The 16,727-nt window shown below is 73.7% G+C and carries 14 protein-coding genes; 9 read left to right on the forward strand and 5 right to left on the reverse strand.

Annotation, left to right across the window (positions count from 1 at the left end; genetic code table 11):
- Positions 1-33: 33 nt before the first annotated feature.
- The gene (locus tag B6R96_RS02235) at positions 34-2,106 is read right to left on the reverse strand and encodes an AMP-binding protein (protein WP_081521357.1); all 2,073 of its coding nucleotides are present in this window, start codon (positions 2,104-2,106) and stop codon (positions 34-36) included.
- Positions 2,107-2,247: 141 nt separating this feature from the next.
- Between B6R96_RS02235 and B6R96_RS02240 the strand changes: the two genes are divergently transcribed.
- The 5 genes from B6R96_RS02240 to B6R96_RS02260 all read left to right on the forward strand — a co-directional run bounded on the left by B6R96_RS02240 (position 2,248) and on the right by B6R96_RS02260 (position 8,504).
- A complete protein-coding gene (locus B6R96_RS02240) occupies positions 2,248-4,137 on the forward strand; it encodes an ABC transporter ATP-binding protein (protein ID WP_081521358.1) in 1,890 nt (629 codons plus the stop codon).
- Between the two features lie 7 nt (positions 4,138-4,144).
- Positions 4,145-4,528 (forward strand): VOC family protein, encoded by a 384-nt coding sequence (locus tag B6R96_RS02245; protein ID WP_053175867.1) that lies wholly within the window; start codon positions 4,145-4,147, stop codon positions 4,526-4,528.
- A gap of 273 nt (positions 4,529-4,801) precedes the next feature.
- Positions 4,802-6,172 (forward strand): (2,3-dihydroxybenzoyl)adenylate synthase, encoded by a 1,371-nt coding sequence (locus tag B6R96_RS02250; RefSeq protein WP_237291286.1) that lies wholly within the window; start codon positions 4,802-4,804, stop codon positions 6,170-6,172.
- 304 nt (positions 6,173-6,476) lie between these two features.
- Positions 6,477-7,514: an alcohol dehydrogenase catalytic domain-containing protein gene (locus tag B6R96_RS02255; RefSeq protein ID WP_203351582.1), complete on the forward strand. Its 1,038-nt coding sequence runs from the start codon at positions 6,477-6,479 to the stop codon at positions 7,512-7,514.
- 138 nt (positions 7,515-7,652) lie between these two features.
- Positions 7,653-8,504 (forward strand): aldo/keto reductase, encoded by an 852-nt coding sequence (locus B6R96_RS02260; protein ID WP_081521360.1) that lies wholly within the window; start codon positions 7,653-7,655, stop codon positions 8,502-8,504.
- A 36-nt stretch (positions 8,505-8,540) separates the two neighbouring features.
- On the opposite strand, the gene B6R96_RS02265 is transcribed toward B6R96_RS02260, so the two are convergent.
- Entirely contained in the window at positions 8,541-8,888 is a 348-nt protein-coding gene (locus B6R96_RS02265; RefSeq protein ID WP_053703282.1) for a hypothetical protein, read from the reverse strand.
- 134 nt (positions 8,889-9,022) lie between these two features.
- Between B6R96_RS02265 and B6R96_RS02270 the strand changes: the two genes are divergently transcribed.
- Together B6R96_RS02270 and B6R96_RS02275 are read left to right on the forward strand one after the other, a co-directional pair.
- Positions 9,023-9,907 carry a sigma-70 family RNA polymerase sigma factor gene (locus B6R96_RS02270; protein WP_081521361.1) on the forward strand — a complete coding sequence of 295 codons (885 nt, stop codon included), beginning with the start codon at positions 9,023-9,025 and terminating at the stop codon, positions 9,905-9,907.
- A gap of 118 nt (positions 9,908-10,025) precedes the next feature.
- On the forward strand, positions 10,026-11,213 hold the full coding sequence (locus tag B6R96_RS02275) for a hypothetical protein (RefSeq protein ID WP_081521362.1): 1,188 nt from the start codon (positions 10,026-10,028) through the stop codon (positions 11,211-11,213).
- A gap of 31 nt (positions 11,214-11,244) precedes the next feature.
- On the opposite strand, the gene B6R96_RS02280 is transcribed toward B6R96_RS02275, so the two are convergent.
- Complete coding sequence (locus tag B6R96_RS02280) at positions 11,245-11,961, reverse strand: FadR/GntR family transcriptional regulator (RefSeq protein ID WP_030384856.1); 717 nt, start codon at positions 11,959-11,961, stop codon at positions 11,245-11,247.
- A gap of 157 nt (positions 11,962-12,118) precedes the next feature.
- Between B6R96_RS02280 and B6R96_RS02285 the strand changes: the two genes are divergently transcribed.
- Entirely contained in the window at positions 12,119-12,613 is a 495-nt protein-coding gene (locus B6R96_RS02285; protein ID WP_443070008.1) for a gluconokinase, read from the forward strand.
- Between the two features lie 12 nt (positions 12,614-12,625).
- Positions 12,626-14,023 carry a GntT/GntP/DsdX family permease gene (locus tag B6R96_RS02290; RefSeq protein ID WP_081521364.1) on the forward strand — a complete coding sequence of 466 codons (1,398 nt, stop codon included), beginning with the start codon at positions 12,626-12,628 and terminating at the stop codon, positions 14,021-14,023.
- Here the strand turns inward: B6R96_RS02290 and B6R96_RS02295 are convergent.
- On the reverse strand, positions 14,009-15,022 hold the full coding sequence (locus B6R96_RS02295; protein ID WP_081521365.1) for a hypothetical protein: 1,014 nt from the start codon (positions 15,020-15,022) through the stop codon (positions 14,009-14,011). The two genes, B6R96_RS02290 and B6R96_RS02295, sit on opposite strands and share 15 nt — an antisense overlap.
- Before the next feature lie 109 nt (positions 15,023-15,131).
- A complete protein-coding gene (locus tag B6R96_RS02300) occupies positions 15,132-16,637 on the reverse strand; it encodes a cytochrome P450 (RefSeq protein ID WP_081521366.1) in 1,506 nt (501 codons plus the stop codon).
- Positions 16,638-16,727: the final 90 nt, after the last annotated feature.

Genomic DNA, 16,727 nt, shown 5'->3' on the forward strand with positions numbered 1-16,727 from the left:
GCCGCACGCCCGACCCGCTCGGTGTCGGTCCGCTCAGCGGTCGGTCCGGTCGTCCGCGGGGTCGTGGAAGTCGAAGGGGTCGGCGGGCCTGGCGACGACGTAGACCGCGACGACCGCGCCCGCGATCATCAGCGGTACGTTGAAGGTGTAGACGAGCGCGGCCTGCTGCGGCCAGTCCTGTTTGGCCGCCAGCCGGTAGAGGTTGTCCTGCGGCCACCAGGCCAACAGCAGGTAGGAAACCGCCAGATGGGCGGCCACCGTGAGGGAGGGTTTGCGGCGCTGACGCCGCATCCGGGCGCGCCCCCCGAACAGGAAGACCACACCGATGCCGAAGGCGAGGACCTCGAAGAGGTAGAGGACGGAGAACAGGAACGCCCAGGGCTGCGGCACTCGCGCCAGGTCGGTCGATCCGGGCCAGAGGAAATCGGTGAGGATCAGGGCTACGAAGCCCAGGACTCCTCCGCAGCCGACCGCGCAGGAGGCCGGCATTTCTCCCGGGTTCGCGGCGCCCGCCCCGTACTTGCCGGACCCGCTCGCGGCGCCCCGGGCCGCCGCGGCGGGCAGGATGGGCAGGGGCAGGGCGTCCCGGTCCTCCCGGCCCGCCGCGTTGCGGGGCAGCGCGCGCAGCCGGATCACGGTGCGCGGGGAGTCCTCCCGGAGCACCTTGCCCGCCAGGTGGGCGCGTACCTCCTCGATGTCCGGCAGCGCGGCCCTGGCGGGCCATGTCTGTGCTTCGGGCGGCGGGGCCACGTAGGCGACCATCCGCCGCGGGCCGCGGGGGCCGTCGACCCCCTTGACGATGGCGGAGCCGATGCCGGCATGGCTGCGGAGGGCGGACTCGACGGGGTACGGGTCGAGCCGGCGGCCGTCGGGCAGGGTGATGCGGTCCCGGATCCGGCCGGCGAACTCCAGCAGCCCGTCCTCGCGGAGCAGGCCCAGGTCGCCGGTGGGTACGGCGTCGCCGCCGTCCGGCGGAGTGAGGCGGATCTCGCCGCCGCTCACCTCGACGCGGCAGCCGGGGAACGGGGTGCCGAGCAGGGAGATCTCTTCCGGGTCGTCCAACGGGTGCGGCAGTTGCGGCAGTTCGAACCAGGTGCCGATGCCCGCGCACTCGGCGAGCCCGTAGACGTTGAGCACGCGTGCGCCGGGGCGGAGCCCGGCCTGGAGCGTCGCCTGCTCGTCGAGGTAGAGCCGGTCGCCCGAGACCGCGAGCAGCCGCAGCGAGCGGCAGGCGGGGTCGGCGGCGCGGCCGCCTGACGGGGCGGCGGCTCCCGGTTCGGCGTCCTGGATGAGCAGCCGGGTGGCAACGGCCGGGTCGGTGTGCAGGACGGTGACGCGGTCGGTCCGGACGGCCGCACGGATGTCCTCCGGCTTCCAGGGCGCGCGCGGGGACAGCACGAGGGCGCCGCCCGAGCACAGGGCGCGGGTCCAGCCCGCGGCGAAGGCGGTGACGTCCGGTCCGGCCGTGATCAGGTGCCGGTCCTGCGGTGTCGGCCGGGCCACTTCGGCCCAGCTCTCGTGGGCGGCGAGGAGCAGGCCGTGACCGACGGTGACCGTGCGGGGCTCGGCCGACCCGGTGAAGAGCAGGGCCGCGGTGCGGCCGGGCGGGACGACGGTGTGCCCGGCGGGCCGGCCGGGGGGTCGGTCGGAGGGCTGTTCGGCGGCGCGGGGACCGGCGATCGGGACCCGCTCGTCGAGCCGGATCACGGGCAGGCCGCTGCCGTTGTCGAGGGCGGCGCGGTGGGCGGTGTCGGTGAGCAGGAGCACCGGTTCGGCGGCGGTGAGCTGCCGGCGCCCGGCCTGCGGGGTAGCGACGTCGATGACGGTGTAGGCCGCGCCGGCCTTGAGGACGGCGAGGAGGGCGACGACCAGTTCGCTCTGCCGGGCGGTGCCGACGGCGACGACTCCGCCGGGCGGCAGGTCGCGGTCGAGCAGGCGGTGCGCCAGCCGGTCGGCCCGCACGTCCAGTTCCCCGTAGGTGAGGTTGTCCGTGCCTGCGATGAGTGCCGTGGCCCCGGGGGTGTCCCGGGCCCACTGCTCGAAGCGGTGCAGGACGGTGTCGGTGGTGCGCTTGCCGAAGCGTACGGACTCGGATCCCTGCGTCATGAACCGATGATGCCACCGGGCACCGACAACGGGTGGGGGTCGCGAACATCCATTTATGCGACGGCAATTGGCACCCGGCAGGGGCCGGTCCCGAACAAAGCACTTGACCTCGACTTTGGTTGAGGTCCTAGCGTTTCGGCCATGGACATGGAAGTCACCGCCTGGATGTCGCTCCACAGCGCGATGAACGCCGAGCAGGACCGCCGCCCGTTCTCCCGGGCCGGCCTGCGCCGCGTCGCCGCCTTCGCCCGCCCGCACCGTCGCGGGCTCACCCTCTTCCTGCTGCTGAGCGTGGTGACCGCGCTGCTCGCGGTGGCCACACCGGTGCTCGCCAGCCGGGTCGTCACCGCCGTCGTCGACGGCCGCGACAGCGCGGCCGTCACCCGGCTCGCCGTGCTCATCGCGCTGATCGCGGTCGCGGAGGCCGGACTCGGACTGCTCACCCGCAAGCTCTCCGCCACCCTCGGCGAGGGGCTGATCCTGGACCTGCGGACCGCGGTCTTCGACCACGTGCAGCGGATGCCGGTCGCCTTCTTCACCCGGACCCGGACGGGGGCCCTGGTCAGCAGGCTCAACAACGATGTGATCGGCGCCCAGCGGGCCTTCAGCGACACCCTGTCGGGGGTGGTCGCCAACACCGTCACCCTGGTGCTGACCCTCGTCGTCATGCTCAGCATCTCCTGGCAGATCACCCTGCTGGCGCTGGTGCTGCTGCCGGTGTTCGTCCTGCCGGCCCGCCGGATGGGCGCGCGGATGGCCGGGATGCAGCGCGAGGCCGCCGCGCTGAACTCCGCGATGAGCACCCAGATGACCGAGCGGTTCTCGGCTCCCGGCGCGACGCTGGTCAAGCTGTTCGGACGGCCCGCCGACGAGTCCGCCGAGTTCGCGGCCCGGGCGGCGCGGGTGCGCGACATCGGCATCCGTACGGCCATGGCCCAGTCGGTGTTCATCACGGCCCTCACCCTGGTCTCGGCGCTGGCCCTCGCGCTCGTCTACGGGCTCGGCGGGTTCTACGCCCTGCGCGGCTCCCTGGACGCCGGCTCCGTCGTCGCCCTCGCCCTTCTCCTGACCCGGCTGTACGCCCCGCTGACCGCGCTCGCCGGGGCCCGCGTCGAGGTGATGAGCGCCCTGGTGAGCTTCGAGCGGGTCTTCGAGATCCTCGACCTGAAGCCGCTCATCGCGCAGAAGCCGGACGCCCGCCGGGTCCCGCAGGGGCCGGTGGCCGTGGAGTTCGACCGCGTCTCCTTCGGCTACCCGGCCGCCGAAAAGGTCTCGCTCGCCTCCCTGGAGGAGGTCGCGACCCTCGACACCCGGGGCGGTACGCAGGTGCTGCACGAGGTGTCCTTCCGCGCCGAGCCGGGTCGGATGATCGCCCTGGTCGGCTCGTCCGGCGCCGGCAAGTCGACGATCGCGCAGCTGCTGCCGCGGCTGTACGACGCCGACGCGGGCGCGGTCCGCATCGGCGGGATCGACGTACGGGACCTCACGGCCGAATCGATCCGCGAGACGCTCGGCATGGTCACCCAGGACGGGCACCTCTTCCACGAGTCGGTACGGGCCAACCTGCTGCTGGCCCGCCCGGAGGCCTCCGAGGAGGAGATCTGGGAGGCCCTGCGGCGCTCGCGGCTGGACGGGCTCGTCGCCTCGCTGCCCGACGGGCTGGACACGGTGGTCGGGGAGCGCGGTTACCGGCTGTCGGGCGGGGAGCGGCAGCGGCTGACCATCGCGCGGCTGCTGTTGGCCCGGCAGCGGGTGGTGATCCTCGACGAGGCGACGGCGCACCTGGACTCGACCTCGGAGGCCGCGGTGCAGGAAGCGCTGGGCGAGGCCCTGGCGGGCCGGACCGCGGTGGTGATCGCGCACCGGCTGTCGACCGTGCAGGCGGCGGACCAGATCCTCGTGGTGGAGGAGGGCCGGATCGTGGAACGGGGCACGCACACCGAGCTGCTGGCGGCCGGCGGGCGGTACGAGGAGCTGTACCGCACGCAGTTCGCGGTGTCGGACGGCGAGGCGCCGGTGTCGGGCGCATGATGCTGTGATGGACATCAAACTGGAACTCGTCGCCGTTCCCGTCACCGACATCGACCGGGCCAAGGCGTTCTACGAGAAGCTCGGCTTCAACGCCGACCACGACGTCACCGTCAGCGAGGACATCCGCTTCGTCCAGCTGACCCCGCCGGGCTCGGCGTGCTCGATCGCCATCGGCAAGGGGCTGACCCGGATGACCCCGGGGTCGCTGGACAACATGCAGGTGGTCGTCACCGACATCGAGGAGGCGTACGAGGATCTGCGCGGCCGCGGGGTCGAGGTGACGGAGATCCAGGACCTGCCCTGGGGCTCGTTCGTCTACTTCTCCGACCCCGACGGCAACGGCTGGGCGGTCCAGCAGACCACCCCGCGCAAGACGCCGGAATCCTCCTGATCACCGGCCGTCTCACCTGACGTCCTTCCCGGCCGCTTCCCCGGCCGGGTCCGGGCGGTCCGGCGGATTCCGCCGGGCCGCCCCCGCCCGTGCCCGGTCGGTCGCCCCATGGGCCGGACCACAGCACGTCGGCGGCCGGGGCCACGGTGGTGGTCGTTGGACTTTCCACCGAGCGCCCGGCGCGCCCATGGTCCGGAACGCGCATTGCGCGGCGGCGTGTTGAGGGCTTGGCTTGCCGAGGTCAACACGGCGAGGTCGGTCCAGAGGAAGCGAATGACACCCATGCTCGACGGCTGTACGCCCTGGCCCGAGGCGTTCGTCGACCGCTACTGGGCGGCCGGTCACTGGCGTGGCAACACGCTGGACAACCTGCTCCGCGACTGGGCCCGGCACCACGGGCCGCGGACCGCGCTCGTCCACGGCGGCGGCCGCATCACGTACGCGAACCTGAACCGGCGGGTGGACCGGATGGCCGCGGGGTTCCGGCTGCGCGGCCTGCGGCCCGGGCAGCGGGTCGTCGTCCAACTGCCGAACGTGCCCGAGTTCGTCGTCACCGTCTTCGCGCTGATGCGCATCGGCGCGGTCCCCGTGCTCTGCCCGGTGACGCACCGGACGGAGCTGGTGTCCCACCTCGTGCGGGTCAGCCAAGCCGTCGGCCACGTCGGTCCCGCAACCCACCGGGGTTTCGACCTCACGGCGATGGCGGCGGACATCGCGGCCCGAGGGCCCTTCCTGCGGCGCGTGTTCACCCTGGAGGCCCCGGGCGAAGCGTCTCCGTACGGCGGGTTCACGATCGATGCGGCGGGCTGCCACTACTACCCCCTCGCCTCCGTGGACTCCCCGCCCGGGCGGCCGCTCGCGCAGAGTGCCGATCAGGTGGCGTTCTTCCTGCTCGCCGGGGACGCGGGGAGCGGCGCGGAGCCCGCGCTCGTACCGCGCACCCACAACGACTACGCCTACCAGGTGCGGGCCGCCGCCGAGCTCGTGGCTCTCACCGAGAACGACGTGTACCTGGCCGCGCTGCCCGCCGAGTCCAACTTCGCCCTCGGCTGCCCCGGCATCGTCGGCACCCTCTCGGCCGGCGGCACCGTCGTCCTCGCCGAAGGTCCGGAACCCGCCGCGTGCCTGCCCGTCGTCGAACGGGAGCGGGTCACCGTCACCTCGCTGCTGCCCGCCTCCGCACGGCTGTGGCTCGACGCGGCCGCCACGGTCGGGGCCGACCTGCGCAGTCTGCGCCTCGTACAGGTCGGCGGTGCCCCGTTGCCGCGGGCGACCGCGGCGCGCGTGGGCCCCGAACTGGGCTGCCGTCTGCAGCAGGTGTCCGGCCGGGCCGAGGGCCTGCTCACGCTCACCCGGCCCGCCGACCCGCAGGAGACGGTGCTCGGCACGCAGGGCCGTCCGCTCTCGCCCGACGACGAGATCCGCGTGGTCGACGCGGACGGCAGGGACGTGCCCGACGGGGAGCCCGGCGAACTCCTCGCCCGCGGTCCCGGCACCCCGCGCGGCTACTACCGGGCGCCCGACCACACCGCGCACTCCTTCACCTCCGACGGCTACTTCCGCACCGGCGACCTCGCACGGCGCACCCCGGACGGCAACGTGGTGGTGACCGGCCGCCTCCCGCAGGTCCCGTCCGGCGGGTGAAGGGCCCCGGCCGGGCCCTGCCGGCCCGTCGCGACCCGGGGCGCCCCGGCTCCTCTCCGATGGCGGGCTCCCGGCGTGCGGGGAACGGTGGACATGGTGAACGCCGACACGGCAGGTCGGAGTCCCGGCACCTGGCCCGGCGCAGCGGAAGGGAACGGCGATGACGGACTGGCACGGCACCGCGCCGGAGAGGATCGCCGCGGCCGAGGAGCCGGACCGTGCATCCGAACGGCCCAACGGCAGCCTGCGCCTCGAACCCCGCTGACCGGCTCGGACCCCGCCCCCACGAAAGGCAGGATCGCTCATGCGTGCCACTCTCATGTACGGCCCCGGCGACGTCCGCGTCGAGAACGTCCCCGACCCCGAGATCGTCGAGCCGACGGACGCGATCGTCCGCATCACCCTGGCCTGTGTCTGCGGCTCCGACCTGCACCCCTACCACTCCATGAACAAGACCGACCGGGGTGTGCCGATGGGACACGAGTTCCTCGGCGTCGTCGAGGAGACCGGCTCCCAGGTGCGCGGTCTGAAGCGCGGCGACTTCGTCGTCTCCCCGTTCGCGTACGCCGACAACACCTGCCCGATCTGCCGGGACGGCTTCCACACCGCCTGCCCCCACGGCGGCTGGTACGGGGTCAACGGGGTCGGCGGAGGCCAGGCGGAGGCCGTCCGCGTCCCCCAGGCCGACGGCACCCTGGTGAAGCTCCCCGCGGACGTGGACCCCGCACTGCTGCCCTCACTGCTCACCCTGAGCGACGTCTACCTGACCGGCTACCACGCCGCCCACATGGGCCGCGTCGAGGCAGGCAAGACCGTGACCGTGATCGGCGACGGCGCCGTCGGGCTGTCCGCTGTGCTCGCCTCCCGCCGCATGGGCGCCGAGAAGATCATCCTCATGGGCCGCCACACCTCCCGCACCGACCTCGGCAAGGAGTGGGGCGCGACCGATGTGGTCGCGGAGCGCGGCAAGGAGGGCATCGCCAGGGTGATGGACCTGACCGGCGGCGAGGGCTCGCACGTGGTGCTGGAGGCGGTCGGGCTGATGCCGGCCTACGAGCAGTCGTACGGCATCGTGCGCCCCGGCGGGATCATCTCCCGCGTCGGCGTCCCGCAGTACGAGGAGGCACCGGTCGGCTTCGGGTCGCTGTTCGGCAAGAACGCGGGCCTGACCGGCGGGCCGGCTCCGGTACGCGCGTACATCGAGCAGGCCATCCCCGACGTGCTGGAGGGCCGTATCGACCCGGGCCGGGTGTTCGACGCCGAGGTCGGTCTGGACCGGGTCGCCGACGCCTACCGGGCGATGGACGACCGCAGCCGCCTGAAGGTGCTGGTGCGCCCGTGACCACCCGCCTCCTGCACGCCACCCACGCCGCCCGCACCGACCGCGGTCGCCGGCCCGGCCGTGTCCCCGCCGGAGGCTGAAGCGAAACCAGTACGGCCACTCCCCTCCCCCACCACCCGGACGACAAGGAAGCGACCCGTGCAGACCGTCACCCTGAACAACCGCATCCAGATGCCCATCCTCGGCTTCGGCGTCTACCAGATCCCGCCGGACCGGACCGAGCAGGCCGTCGCCGACGCCCTCGCCGCCGGCTACCGGCTCCTCGACACCGCGGCCGCCTACGGCAACGAGGAAGCCGTCGGCCGCGCCATCCATGCCGCCGGTATCCCGCGCGGGGAACTGTTCGTCACCACCAAACTGTGGGTCCAGGACGCACCCGCGCAGGACAACACCCGCCGCGCCCTGGAGACCTCCCTGACCAGACTGGGCCTGGACCACGTCGACCTGTACCTGATGCACCAGCCCTACGGGGACGTCTACGGGCAGTGGCGCGCGATGGAGGCCGCCAACCGCGAGGGGCTGGCCAAGGCGATCGGGGTCGCCAACTTCTACCCCGACCGGCTCGTGGACCTCGTCCTCAACAACGAGATCGCCCCGGCGGTCAACCAGATCGAGACCCACCCCTTCTTCCAGCGCACCACCGACCACGACCTGATGCGCGAGCACGGCGTCCAGCACCAGTCCTGGGGCGGATTCGCCGAGGGCAGGAACGACCTGTTCACCCACCCCGTCCTCAGCGGGATCGGCAAGGCGCACGACAAGTCCGCCGCCCAGGTGGTCCTGCGCTGGCTGATCCAGCGGGACATCGTCACGATCCCGAAGTCGGTCAGCCCCGAGCGGATGGCGCAGAACTTCGACGTCTTCGACTTCGAACTCACCGACGAGCAGATGGCGCAGATCGCCGGCCTCGACACCGGCGCGTCGCTGTTCTTCGACCACCGCGACCCCGAGATGGTCGCCCGGCTCGGCAAGCACCGCGTCGACGGCTGAACACAGGCGTACCCGGGGGCGTGCTCGGCGGTGGGCTCAGGCCTCCGCGGCCGCGTGGTGGTGGTCGAGCTCCCACGCGTGGTGCTTGAACTCGTGGCGGAAGTCCGCGTGGTCCTCCCACTGGCGGGCGATTCCGCGCAGCACGTCCCAGTTGTGCTCCACGGACTGGTCGATGACACGACGCATGGCCGGGTCGGCCGATTCGCGCTTCTCGATGAGGCCCCTGATCGCCGAGGCCTCCAGGACGGAGTTGCGCAGGGCACGCAGGGCGCGGGAGGTGTCGTCCATGGCGAAGCCGTGCTCGCTGCCCGTCGCCTCGTCGAACAGCGGGGTGAGCCGCGCCTCGATGAATGCGGTGATCCGCTCGAAGTGCTGCACGTCCATCGGGCGCTCCCTCTCCTGCCGGACCACGGTGTGGCTCCGGCGTCTCCACTCGCTTGAGCTGTTCGGGAACCATTATCCAGTAGCCCCGTGATCTGTTTTGATGATCACCGCAGGCAATCGACGTGGGGGGATCCGTGGACGGGAACGCGTGGCTGACGGAGCGTTTCGAAGAGCACCGCTCTCATCTGAGAGCAGTGTCCTACCGCATGCTCGGTTCGCTCGCCGAGGCCGATGACGCGGTTCAGGAGACCTGGCTGCGGCTGAGCCGGTCCGACATCAGCGAGGTGGAGAACCTCGGCGGATGGCTGACGACCGTCGTCTCGCGCGTGTGCCTGAACATGCTCCGCTCGCGCGCGTCCCGGCGCGAGGACTCCATGGACGCGTACCCCACCGACCCCGCCGGCAGCCCCGAGGACACGGTGGACCCCGAGCAGGAGGCCGTGATGGCCGACTCGGTCGGGCTGGCGCTGCTCGTGGTGCTCGACCGGCTGGCGCCCGCCGAACGGCTCGCGTTCGTACTGCACGACCTGTTCGCCGTGCCCTTCGACGAGATCGCCCCGATGATCGAGAAGACCCCGGCGGCGACCCGTCAGCTCGCGAGCCGTGCCCGCCGCCGGGTCAAGGGGGCGCCACTGGTGCCCGAGGCCGACCTGACCCGCCGGCGCCACGTGGTGGAGGCCTTCCTCTCCGCCACCCGCGGCGGGAACTTCGACGCGCTCGTCACCCTGCTGCATCCCGATGTGGTGCTCCGCGCCGACACGGCCGTCGTTCCCACCCCGGCCCCCATCCTGCTGCGCGGCGCCGTCACCGTCGCCACGAGTGCGATGGCCGCCATGCAGCGGGCGCGGGCCACCGCGCCGGCCCTCGTCGACGGGACGGTCGGCCTGGCCATGGCGCCGCTGGGACGGCTGTTCCTGGTCCTCGGCTTCACGATCGAGGACGGGCTGATCACCGAAATCGACATCGTGGCGGAGCCGGAGCGGCTCGGCGCACTCGAACTCGCCGCGCTCGACGTCTGATCCACCTGAACACCCGCCCACCTGAACACCTGAACACCTGACGGCCGGAAGCGGCCGTAGCGATTCCGTGCCGCGGCCGCCCCTTCTGGCCGCGGCACGGGGCTCACATACTGGCGCCGTGACCGACTACGTCAAGCACCTGCCCACAGCGGCGATACCGGAGGGCCCGGTCGCGGTGTGGGGTGTCGACCACGCGCGGCGCTGGCTCCGGGCCGGTGTTCCGGCGGTGTTCGCGCCCGTCGCCGGCAGCCGGCTCCTCGTGGGCCCCGTCGTCGTCTCGATCCTGCTGACGGTCCGGCAGGGAGGTGAAGGACGGGCCTACGCGGCCGCCGTCCTGCTGGCCGCGCTGCCGCTCTGGTTCCGGCACCTTCCGGTGGCCACCCTGCTCGCCTCACTCGCCCTCGCGGCCGATGCCGCCCGCGCCCTGCCCGGTACCTCCGACACCGCGGTCCGGGCCGGTCACGGCCTGGCCCTCGTCCTCGCCGCGTGGGCGTTCACCGGGGCAGTACTGCGCCTGCGCGCCCGCCGCCGCCAGCGCGAACTGGCCCTGGCCGCGGCCGGGTCCGCCCGTTTCCCGCTGCCCGCCACGCTGCCCGTCGGGCACCTGCGCCGCGGGCTGCCGGGCATCGTCCTGGGGTGCGTGTGCTGCCTGGCGGCCGCCCAGGCCCTCAGCGGTTCCCACGGTCCCTTCGACGGGCGGTTGCCCGCCGCGATCCTGCTGGTCGCCGGCAGCACGATGCTCGGCCGGGGCCTGGCGGCGAGCCGGGCGGCTCGCCGCCTGCGGGCAGGGCCGCAGCCCGTGCTCCTGGTCGGCGTACGGGCCGCCGCGTCCGGCCACCACTGGCTGTACCCGGACGCCGTCTCCACCGACGGGCCGCCCCTGATCGCCCTCTTCCCCCGGGTCCGGGACACCGTGACGGGGCGTCGGGTGCTGCTCGGCGGCTCCGAACAGACCCTGCGCACGGCCCACCACGACATCGACCCGGGACGGGAGCCCTTCCAGGCCGTCCTGTACGGACCGGTGCACGAGGGGGCGGAGGTCGTCGTGGAGAGCGCCACGTACGAGCAGGGCATCCGGCTCGTCCCGCTGGTCACGGCCGCCCCGCTGCTCCCCCGCCGGCGCCACGGGCTGGGCGGGTGGAAGCCGGCGGGCGGCTCGTACCGGGAGTCAGTACGGGAGCAGGCGCGCCGGGAGGAGGAGCGCAGGCGCGAACGGGCCCGGGAACGGGAGGAGTCGCGCAGCTCCGACTCCTCCTCGGGCGGGGGCTGCGGAGGGGGATGCGGCGGCTGCGGGGGCTGCGGCTGACCCCGTGCCCCCGCACCGGGCGCGCGGGGGTTCAGGGCGCGAGTACGTCCAGTTCCTCCAGCGCGCCCACCGCGATGCGGCGGGTCAGCGCCTCGGCGCGCGCCGCGTCCCCCTCGCGCACCGCCTCGGCCACCTGGACGTGCAGGGTGACGGCGGCGGGGTCGGGATCGTGGAACATCACCGCGTGTTCGGTGCGGCCGGTCAGGACCTCGGCGACCACGTCGCCGAGGCGGGCGAACATCTCGTTTCCGGAGGCGTTGAGTACGACGCGGTGGAAGGCGATGTCGTGCCGCAGGTAGCCCTCCAGCTGGTGGCCGCGGGAGGTGCGGACCATGCCGAGGGCTGCCTCGGTGAGTTCCGCGCACTGCTGCGGCGTGGCCAGCCGCGCGGCGAGCCCGGCCGCCACCGGTTCGATCGCGGAGCGCAGCACGGTGAGGGAACGCAGCTGCCGGGGCCGGTCGGTGCCGGCCAGCCGCCAGCGGATCACGCGCGGGTCGTAGACGTTCCACTCCTCGGTGGGCCGCACCGTGACGCCGACCCGGCGGCGAGACTCGACCAGGTGCATCGACTCCAGGACGCGGACGACCTCCCGCACGACGGTGCGGGAGGCGTCGAAGCGTTCGGCGATCTCGTCCGTGCGCAGGACGCTGCCGGGCGGGTACTCCCCCGCCGTGATCGCGAGCCCGAGGGTGTCCAGCACGTGGGTGTGGAGCCCCTGCCCCTGTCCAGGACTGCCTTCGGTGGTCATGGCGTAAGCGTACGGTGACGCCTCCACCAACAAAAGATGTGATGTTTCCGACCTGACACTTGAATACGTAGTACTTAATGCGCTTCAGTGATGCCACACGAACGATGTCGACGAGGACAGCGAGGTAGACGTGAGCCCCCAGCGCGTCATTGTGGTGATGGGCGTGGCCGGTACCGGCAAGACGACCGTGGGCCGGCTGCTCGCCGAGGCCGTCGGCGTTCCGTACGCGGAGGGCGACGCCTTCCATCCGGCCGCCAACGTCGCCAAGATGTCGGCCGGCATCCCGCTGGACGACGCCGATCGCGGACCCTGGCTGGACGCCATCGGCGAGTGGATCCGCAACCGCGGCGGCCTGCGCGGCGGCGTCATCGCCGCCTCCGCCCTCAAGCGCGCCTACCGTGACCGGCTGCGTGCCGCAGCCCCGGGGGTCGTCTTCGTCCACCTCACCGGCGACCGGCCGCTGATCGAGAAGCGCATGGCGGAGCGCAGGGGCCACTTCATGCCCACCACTCTGCTGGATTCTCAGTTCGCCACGCTGGAGCCGCTCCAGGAGGACGAACCCGGCGTCGCCGTCGACGTGTCCGGCACCTCCGAGGACGTCGCCGGGCGGGCGCTGTCCGCCCTGCACGCACTCACCCCACACGAGAACTGAGGAACCACCACCGTGACCGGTCTCAGCGTCGAGACTCTGGCAGCGGCCGCCACCGGACCGATCACCTCGGCCGGGAACGTCCGGCTCGGGATATCCGTCCTGGCGGGCATAGCCGTCATCGTCCTGCTCATCACCCGTCTCAAGATGCACGCCTTCCTGGCCCTGACGATCGGGTCACTGGCCCTCGGGGTCTTCGCGGGCGCGCCGTTGGCCAAGACGATCGCCAGCTTCACCACGGGACTCGGCGCCACGGTCGCCGGTGTAGGCGTACTGATCGCGCTCGGCGCGATCCTCGGCAAGCTGCTCGCCGACTCGGGCGGGGCGGACGAGATCGTGGACACGATCCTCGCCCGGGCCAAGGGCCGGGCCATGCCGTGGGCGATGGTCGTCATCGCCTCGGTGATCGGGCTGCCGCTCTTCTTCGAGGTCGGCATCGTGCTGCTGATACCGGTGGTGCTGCTGGTGGCCAAGCGGGGGAACTACTCCCTGATGCGGATCGGCATACCGGCGCTGGCCGGCCTGTCGGTGATGCACGGACTGGTCCCGCCGCACCCCGGACCCCTCGTCGCCATCGACGCGCTCGACGCGAACCTCGGGGTCACCCTCGCGCTCGGTGTGCTCGTGGCGATCCCGACCGTGGTCATCGCCGGGCCGCTGTTCTCCCGGTACGCGGCCCGTTGGGTGGACGTCCCGGCGCCGGAGCACATGATCGCGCCGCGCCCCTCGGCGGAGCTGGAGCGCCGACCCCGGTTCGGCGCCACGGTGTTCACCGTGCTGCTGCCGGTGGCCCTGATGCTCGTCAAGGCCCTGGTCGACATCGTGGTCGACGATCCGGCCGACCCGGTGCAGCGCGTGACCGATGTCGCGGGCTCCCCGATGATCGCCCTCCTCACGGCAGTACTGGTGGGCATGGTCACCCTCGGCCGGGCGGCCGGCTTCACCCGGGCACGCATTTCGACCACGGTGGAGAAGTCACTGGCGCCGATCGCGGGCATCCTGCTGATCGTGGGCGCGGGCGGCGGCTTCAAGCAGACGCTGATCGACGTGGGCGTGGGCCAGATGATCCTGGACGTGTCGAAGGACTGGGCCGTTCCCACCCTGTTGCTGGCCTGGCTGATCGCCGTGGCCATCCGCCTGGCCACCGGCTCGGCGACGGTGGCCACCATCTCGGCGGCCGGGCTCGTCGCCCCGCTCGCGGCGGACATGTCCACCACCGGGACCGCGTTGCTGGTCCTGGCCATCGGGTCCGGCTCCCTGTTCTTCAGCCACGTCAACGACGCCGGTTTCTGGCTGGTCAAGGAGTACTTCGGGATGACCGTCGGTCAGACCCTGAAGACCTGGTCGGTGATGGAGACCATCATCTCGGTGGTCGGCCTGGGCTTCGTCCTGCTGCTGTCACTGGTCCTGTAGCCGTCCCTGCCCGCGGTCCTGCCGCCGATTCTCGCGCAGCTTCTCGCGCCTGTTCTCCCGCCGGTCCTGCAACTGGGCGGCGGCCAGGGCGAGGCCCCCCGCGGCCGTCGCGCAGCGGGTCGCGAGCCTGGCGACCTCGGCGCGCAGCGCCTCCGTCTCCGGGCCGTGCCACTCCGGCGTCCCCGACACCCCGTGCAGCCGGAACGCATGGGTGCGCAACGCGGCGGCGCGGCCGCTCAGGCCGCCGTCCGGCGGTCGGGGCGCCGGCCGCGCCGCCACCTGGGCGATGCGGCGGCGGGCCGGACGGCCGGTGGACGCGGGCCCCGTCGGGGGCCGTTCGGGCAGGCCCGGGCCGCGGTCGCAGAAGGCCCAGAAGGCGGCGCCGAGCCCGAGGACGGGTTCGGCGGTCTCGGCCCGGCCGGTGGCAACCTGCCAGCCGGCGTGGTCGTTGAAGGGGTTCGTGTCGGTCAGGGCGTTCCAGGCGATGATGTCGGCGAAGGACGGGGCCAGCAGCGAGAAGGCGTGCTCGGCTCCCCGCTCCCGCATGATGGCGCGGAACAGCCGGGCGGCCTCCGCCTGGCGGCCCGCCCCGACGGCGCCGAGGACGGCGGCCGCGCCGGGGTCCTCGAGGAGCTCGGGGCGGCCCGCGCTCGCGGCCCGGATCCGGGCCTTGAGTCCGCAGACCGCGATGCTGATGGCGAGGCTCTCCCGGCCCGCGATGATTCCGGCGAGCCGGCCGGCCCGCGCCACGCCCCGGCCGCGCGGCGCCCAGCCGAGGCCGGCCGGGTCGGTGAGCGTACGCAGCAGGGTGCGCCAGCCGAGCCTGGTCCGGCCGCCCCGGGCGAGGGCGGCCGCGGGCAACCGGGCGCCGAAGGCCAGGCCGGAGGCGTAGCGGGCGGCCTCGCCGACCGCGTCGGCGGCCTCGGCGAGGGCGCGGCACGGGGCGTCGAGCAGGTCGATGTCCGCGGCGGTGGACGCGGAGGTCGCGGCGTCGGGCATGTCATCCTCGTGGGGGTCGGCAGGGGTTCGGGGGCGGTCGGGTCCAGCAGTCCGTCAATCCGGCAATCCGGCGGTCCAGCAGTTCCGGCGGTCCAGCGGTCCGGGGGCGTCAGCGGCGGGTGAGCGTGAGCCGGATCCCGTGCGGGTCGAGCGTCGCGGGCAGCGGTCCCACCGGGTCCAGCACCGGGCGGGTGCCCGCGACACGGCGGCTCCGCAGCACCGCGGCGCAGAGCGCGGCCGTCATCATCAGCCCGAGTTGGTCGCCCGGGCAGCGGCCGGCGCCGTGACTGAAGGGCGCCATCCGCATGTCCTGGTCCGCGCCCGGGTTCTTCCAGCGGCCGGGCACGAACACGTGCGCGGCCGGCACCCGTTCGGGGTCGCGCTGGTGGAACGCGACGGGCAGCAGCACCGAGGTGCCGGCCGGGTAGCGCACTCCCCGCCATTCGGTCTCGGCCCGGGTGACGCGGATCAGGTCGGGGACCACCGGGTACAGCCGCAGGGACTCCCGTACGCAGGCCCGCAGCCGGGGCAGCCGGCCCCGGTCGGCGCCGGCGGCGACCTCCGCGACCGCCTCGGCCGCGGCCAGGTCCTGCTCCGCGGGGTGCGCCCCGAGCAGGAGCAGCGTGCGCAGCAGGGTCTCCGGGACGGCGTCCATGGCCAGCAACCAGTGCTGGGCCTGGCCGACGGGGTCGAGGCTCCCGGTGGGGTCGGCGTGGCGGGCGGCCCGGCCGGCCAGGGTGTCCTCGCCGGCGCGGGCGGCGTACTCCTCGATGCGGGCGCGGGCCTTGTCCTGGACGGAGCGCGCGGAGCGGGCGGCCCGGACCCGGCCGCCGCGCGGGCCGCCGCCCTCGGCGCGCAGCTGGGTGAGCCATCCGGTGAGTTCCTCGTCACCGGCGGCCGCGTCGCCGAGCACGATCCGCCGGGCGGCCCGGTGCACGGTGTACCGGGTGCGGGCGAGGTCGAGGGTGGGGGCGGCTGCCAGGTGCCGGGCCTCCTCGGCGAGGGCCGCCAGGAAGGGCCCGCAGGAGGGGTGCACGGGCAGGTCCGCGGCCAGCACCTCGGCGCTGACCTGCCGCCGCCCGGCACCGGGTTCGCTGCGCGCGCAGCCGGAGTCGGAGTCGGCGCTCTCCTCGGGGAGGGAGCCCCGGCACTTGCCGGGCAGGGCGGCGGCGAGGACGCTGACGGGCTCGGCGTAGAACCGGCGCAGGTCCTGCGGGTCGAGGAGCACGAGCACGGTCCGCCCGGACCGGGTGCGCAGGAGGGCGGGCGCGTCCCCGTGACGGGCGCGCAGGGCGCGCAGCGCGGCGGCGGAGGCACGTACCTCGCCGGGGCGGGACCGGGCGAGGCCGCGCAGCAGCTCGCCGAGGTCGGCGAGGGGGGCGAGGGGGGCGCGGCCGGTGCTTCGGGGGGCCGCGGCCGCGTACCGGAACGACGGCCCTACGAAGGTCCGCCGGTCGGGGCCTCCCGCGCCCGGCCCCGGCAGGGCGGGCCCGCGGTCCGCGAGCAGTGCCTCACTGCGGGGTGACCGACCGACTCGCTCGGGACGCCGCCGGGCGGCGAGGGCCCGTACCCGGGCTCGGAGCCCGTCGAGGGCGGCCCCTTGGACCGTACGCATCCGTGTACCTCCGCGGCGGGAGCGACAACGCTCGGCGACAACGGCATCACCGTACGTCCCACCTGCGCATTCCGCGCCCCGAGGACCGCG

It is taken from the genome of Streptomyces sp. Sge12 (genome assembly GCF_002080455.1).
GTDB lineage: Bacteria > Actinomycetota > Actinomycetes > Streptomycetales > Streptomycetaceae > Streptomyces.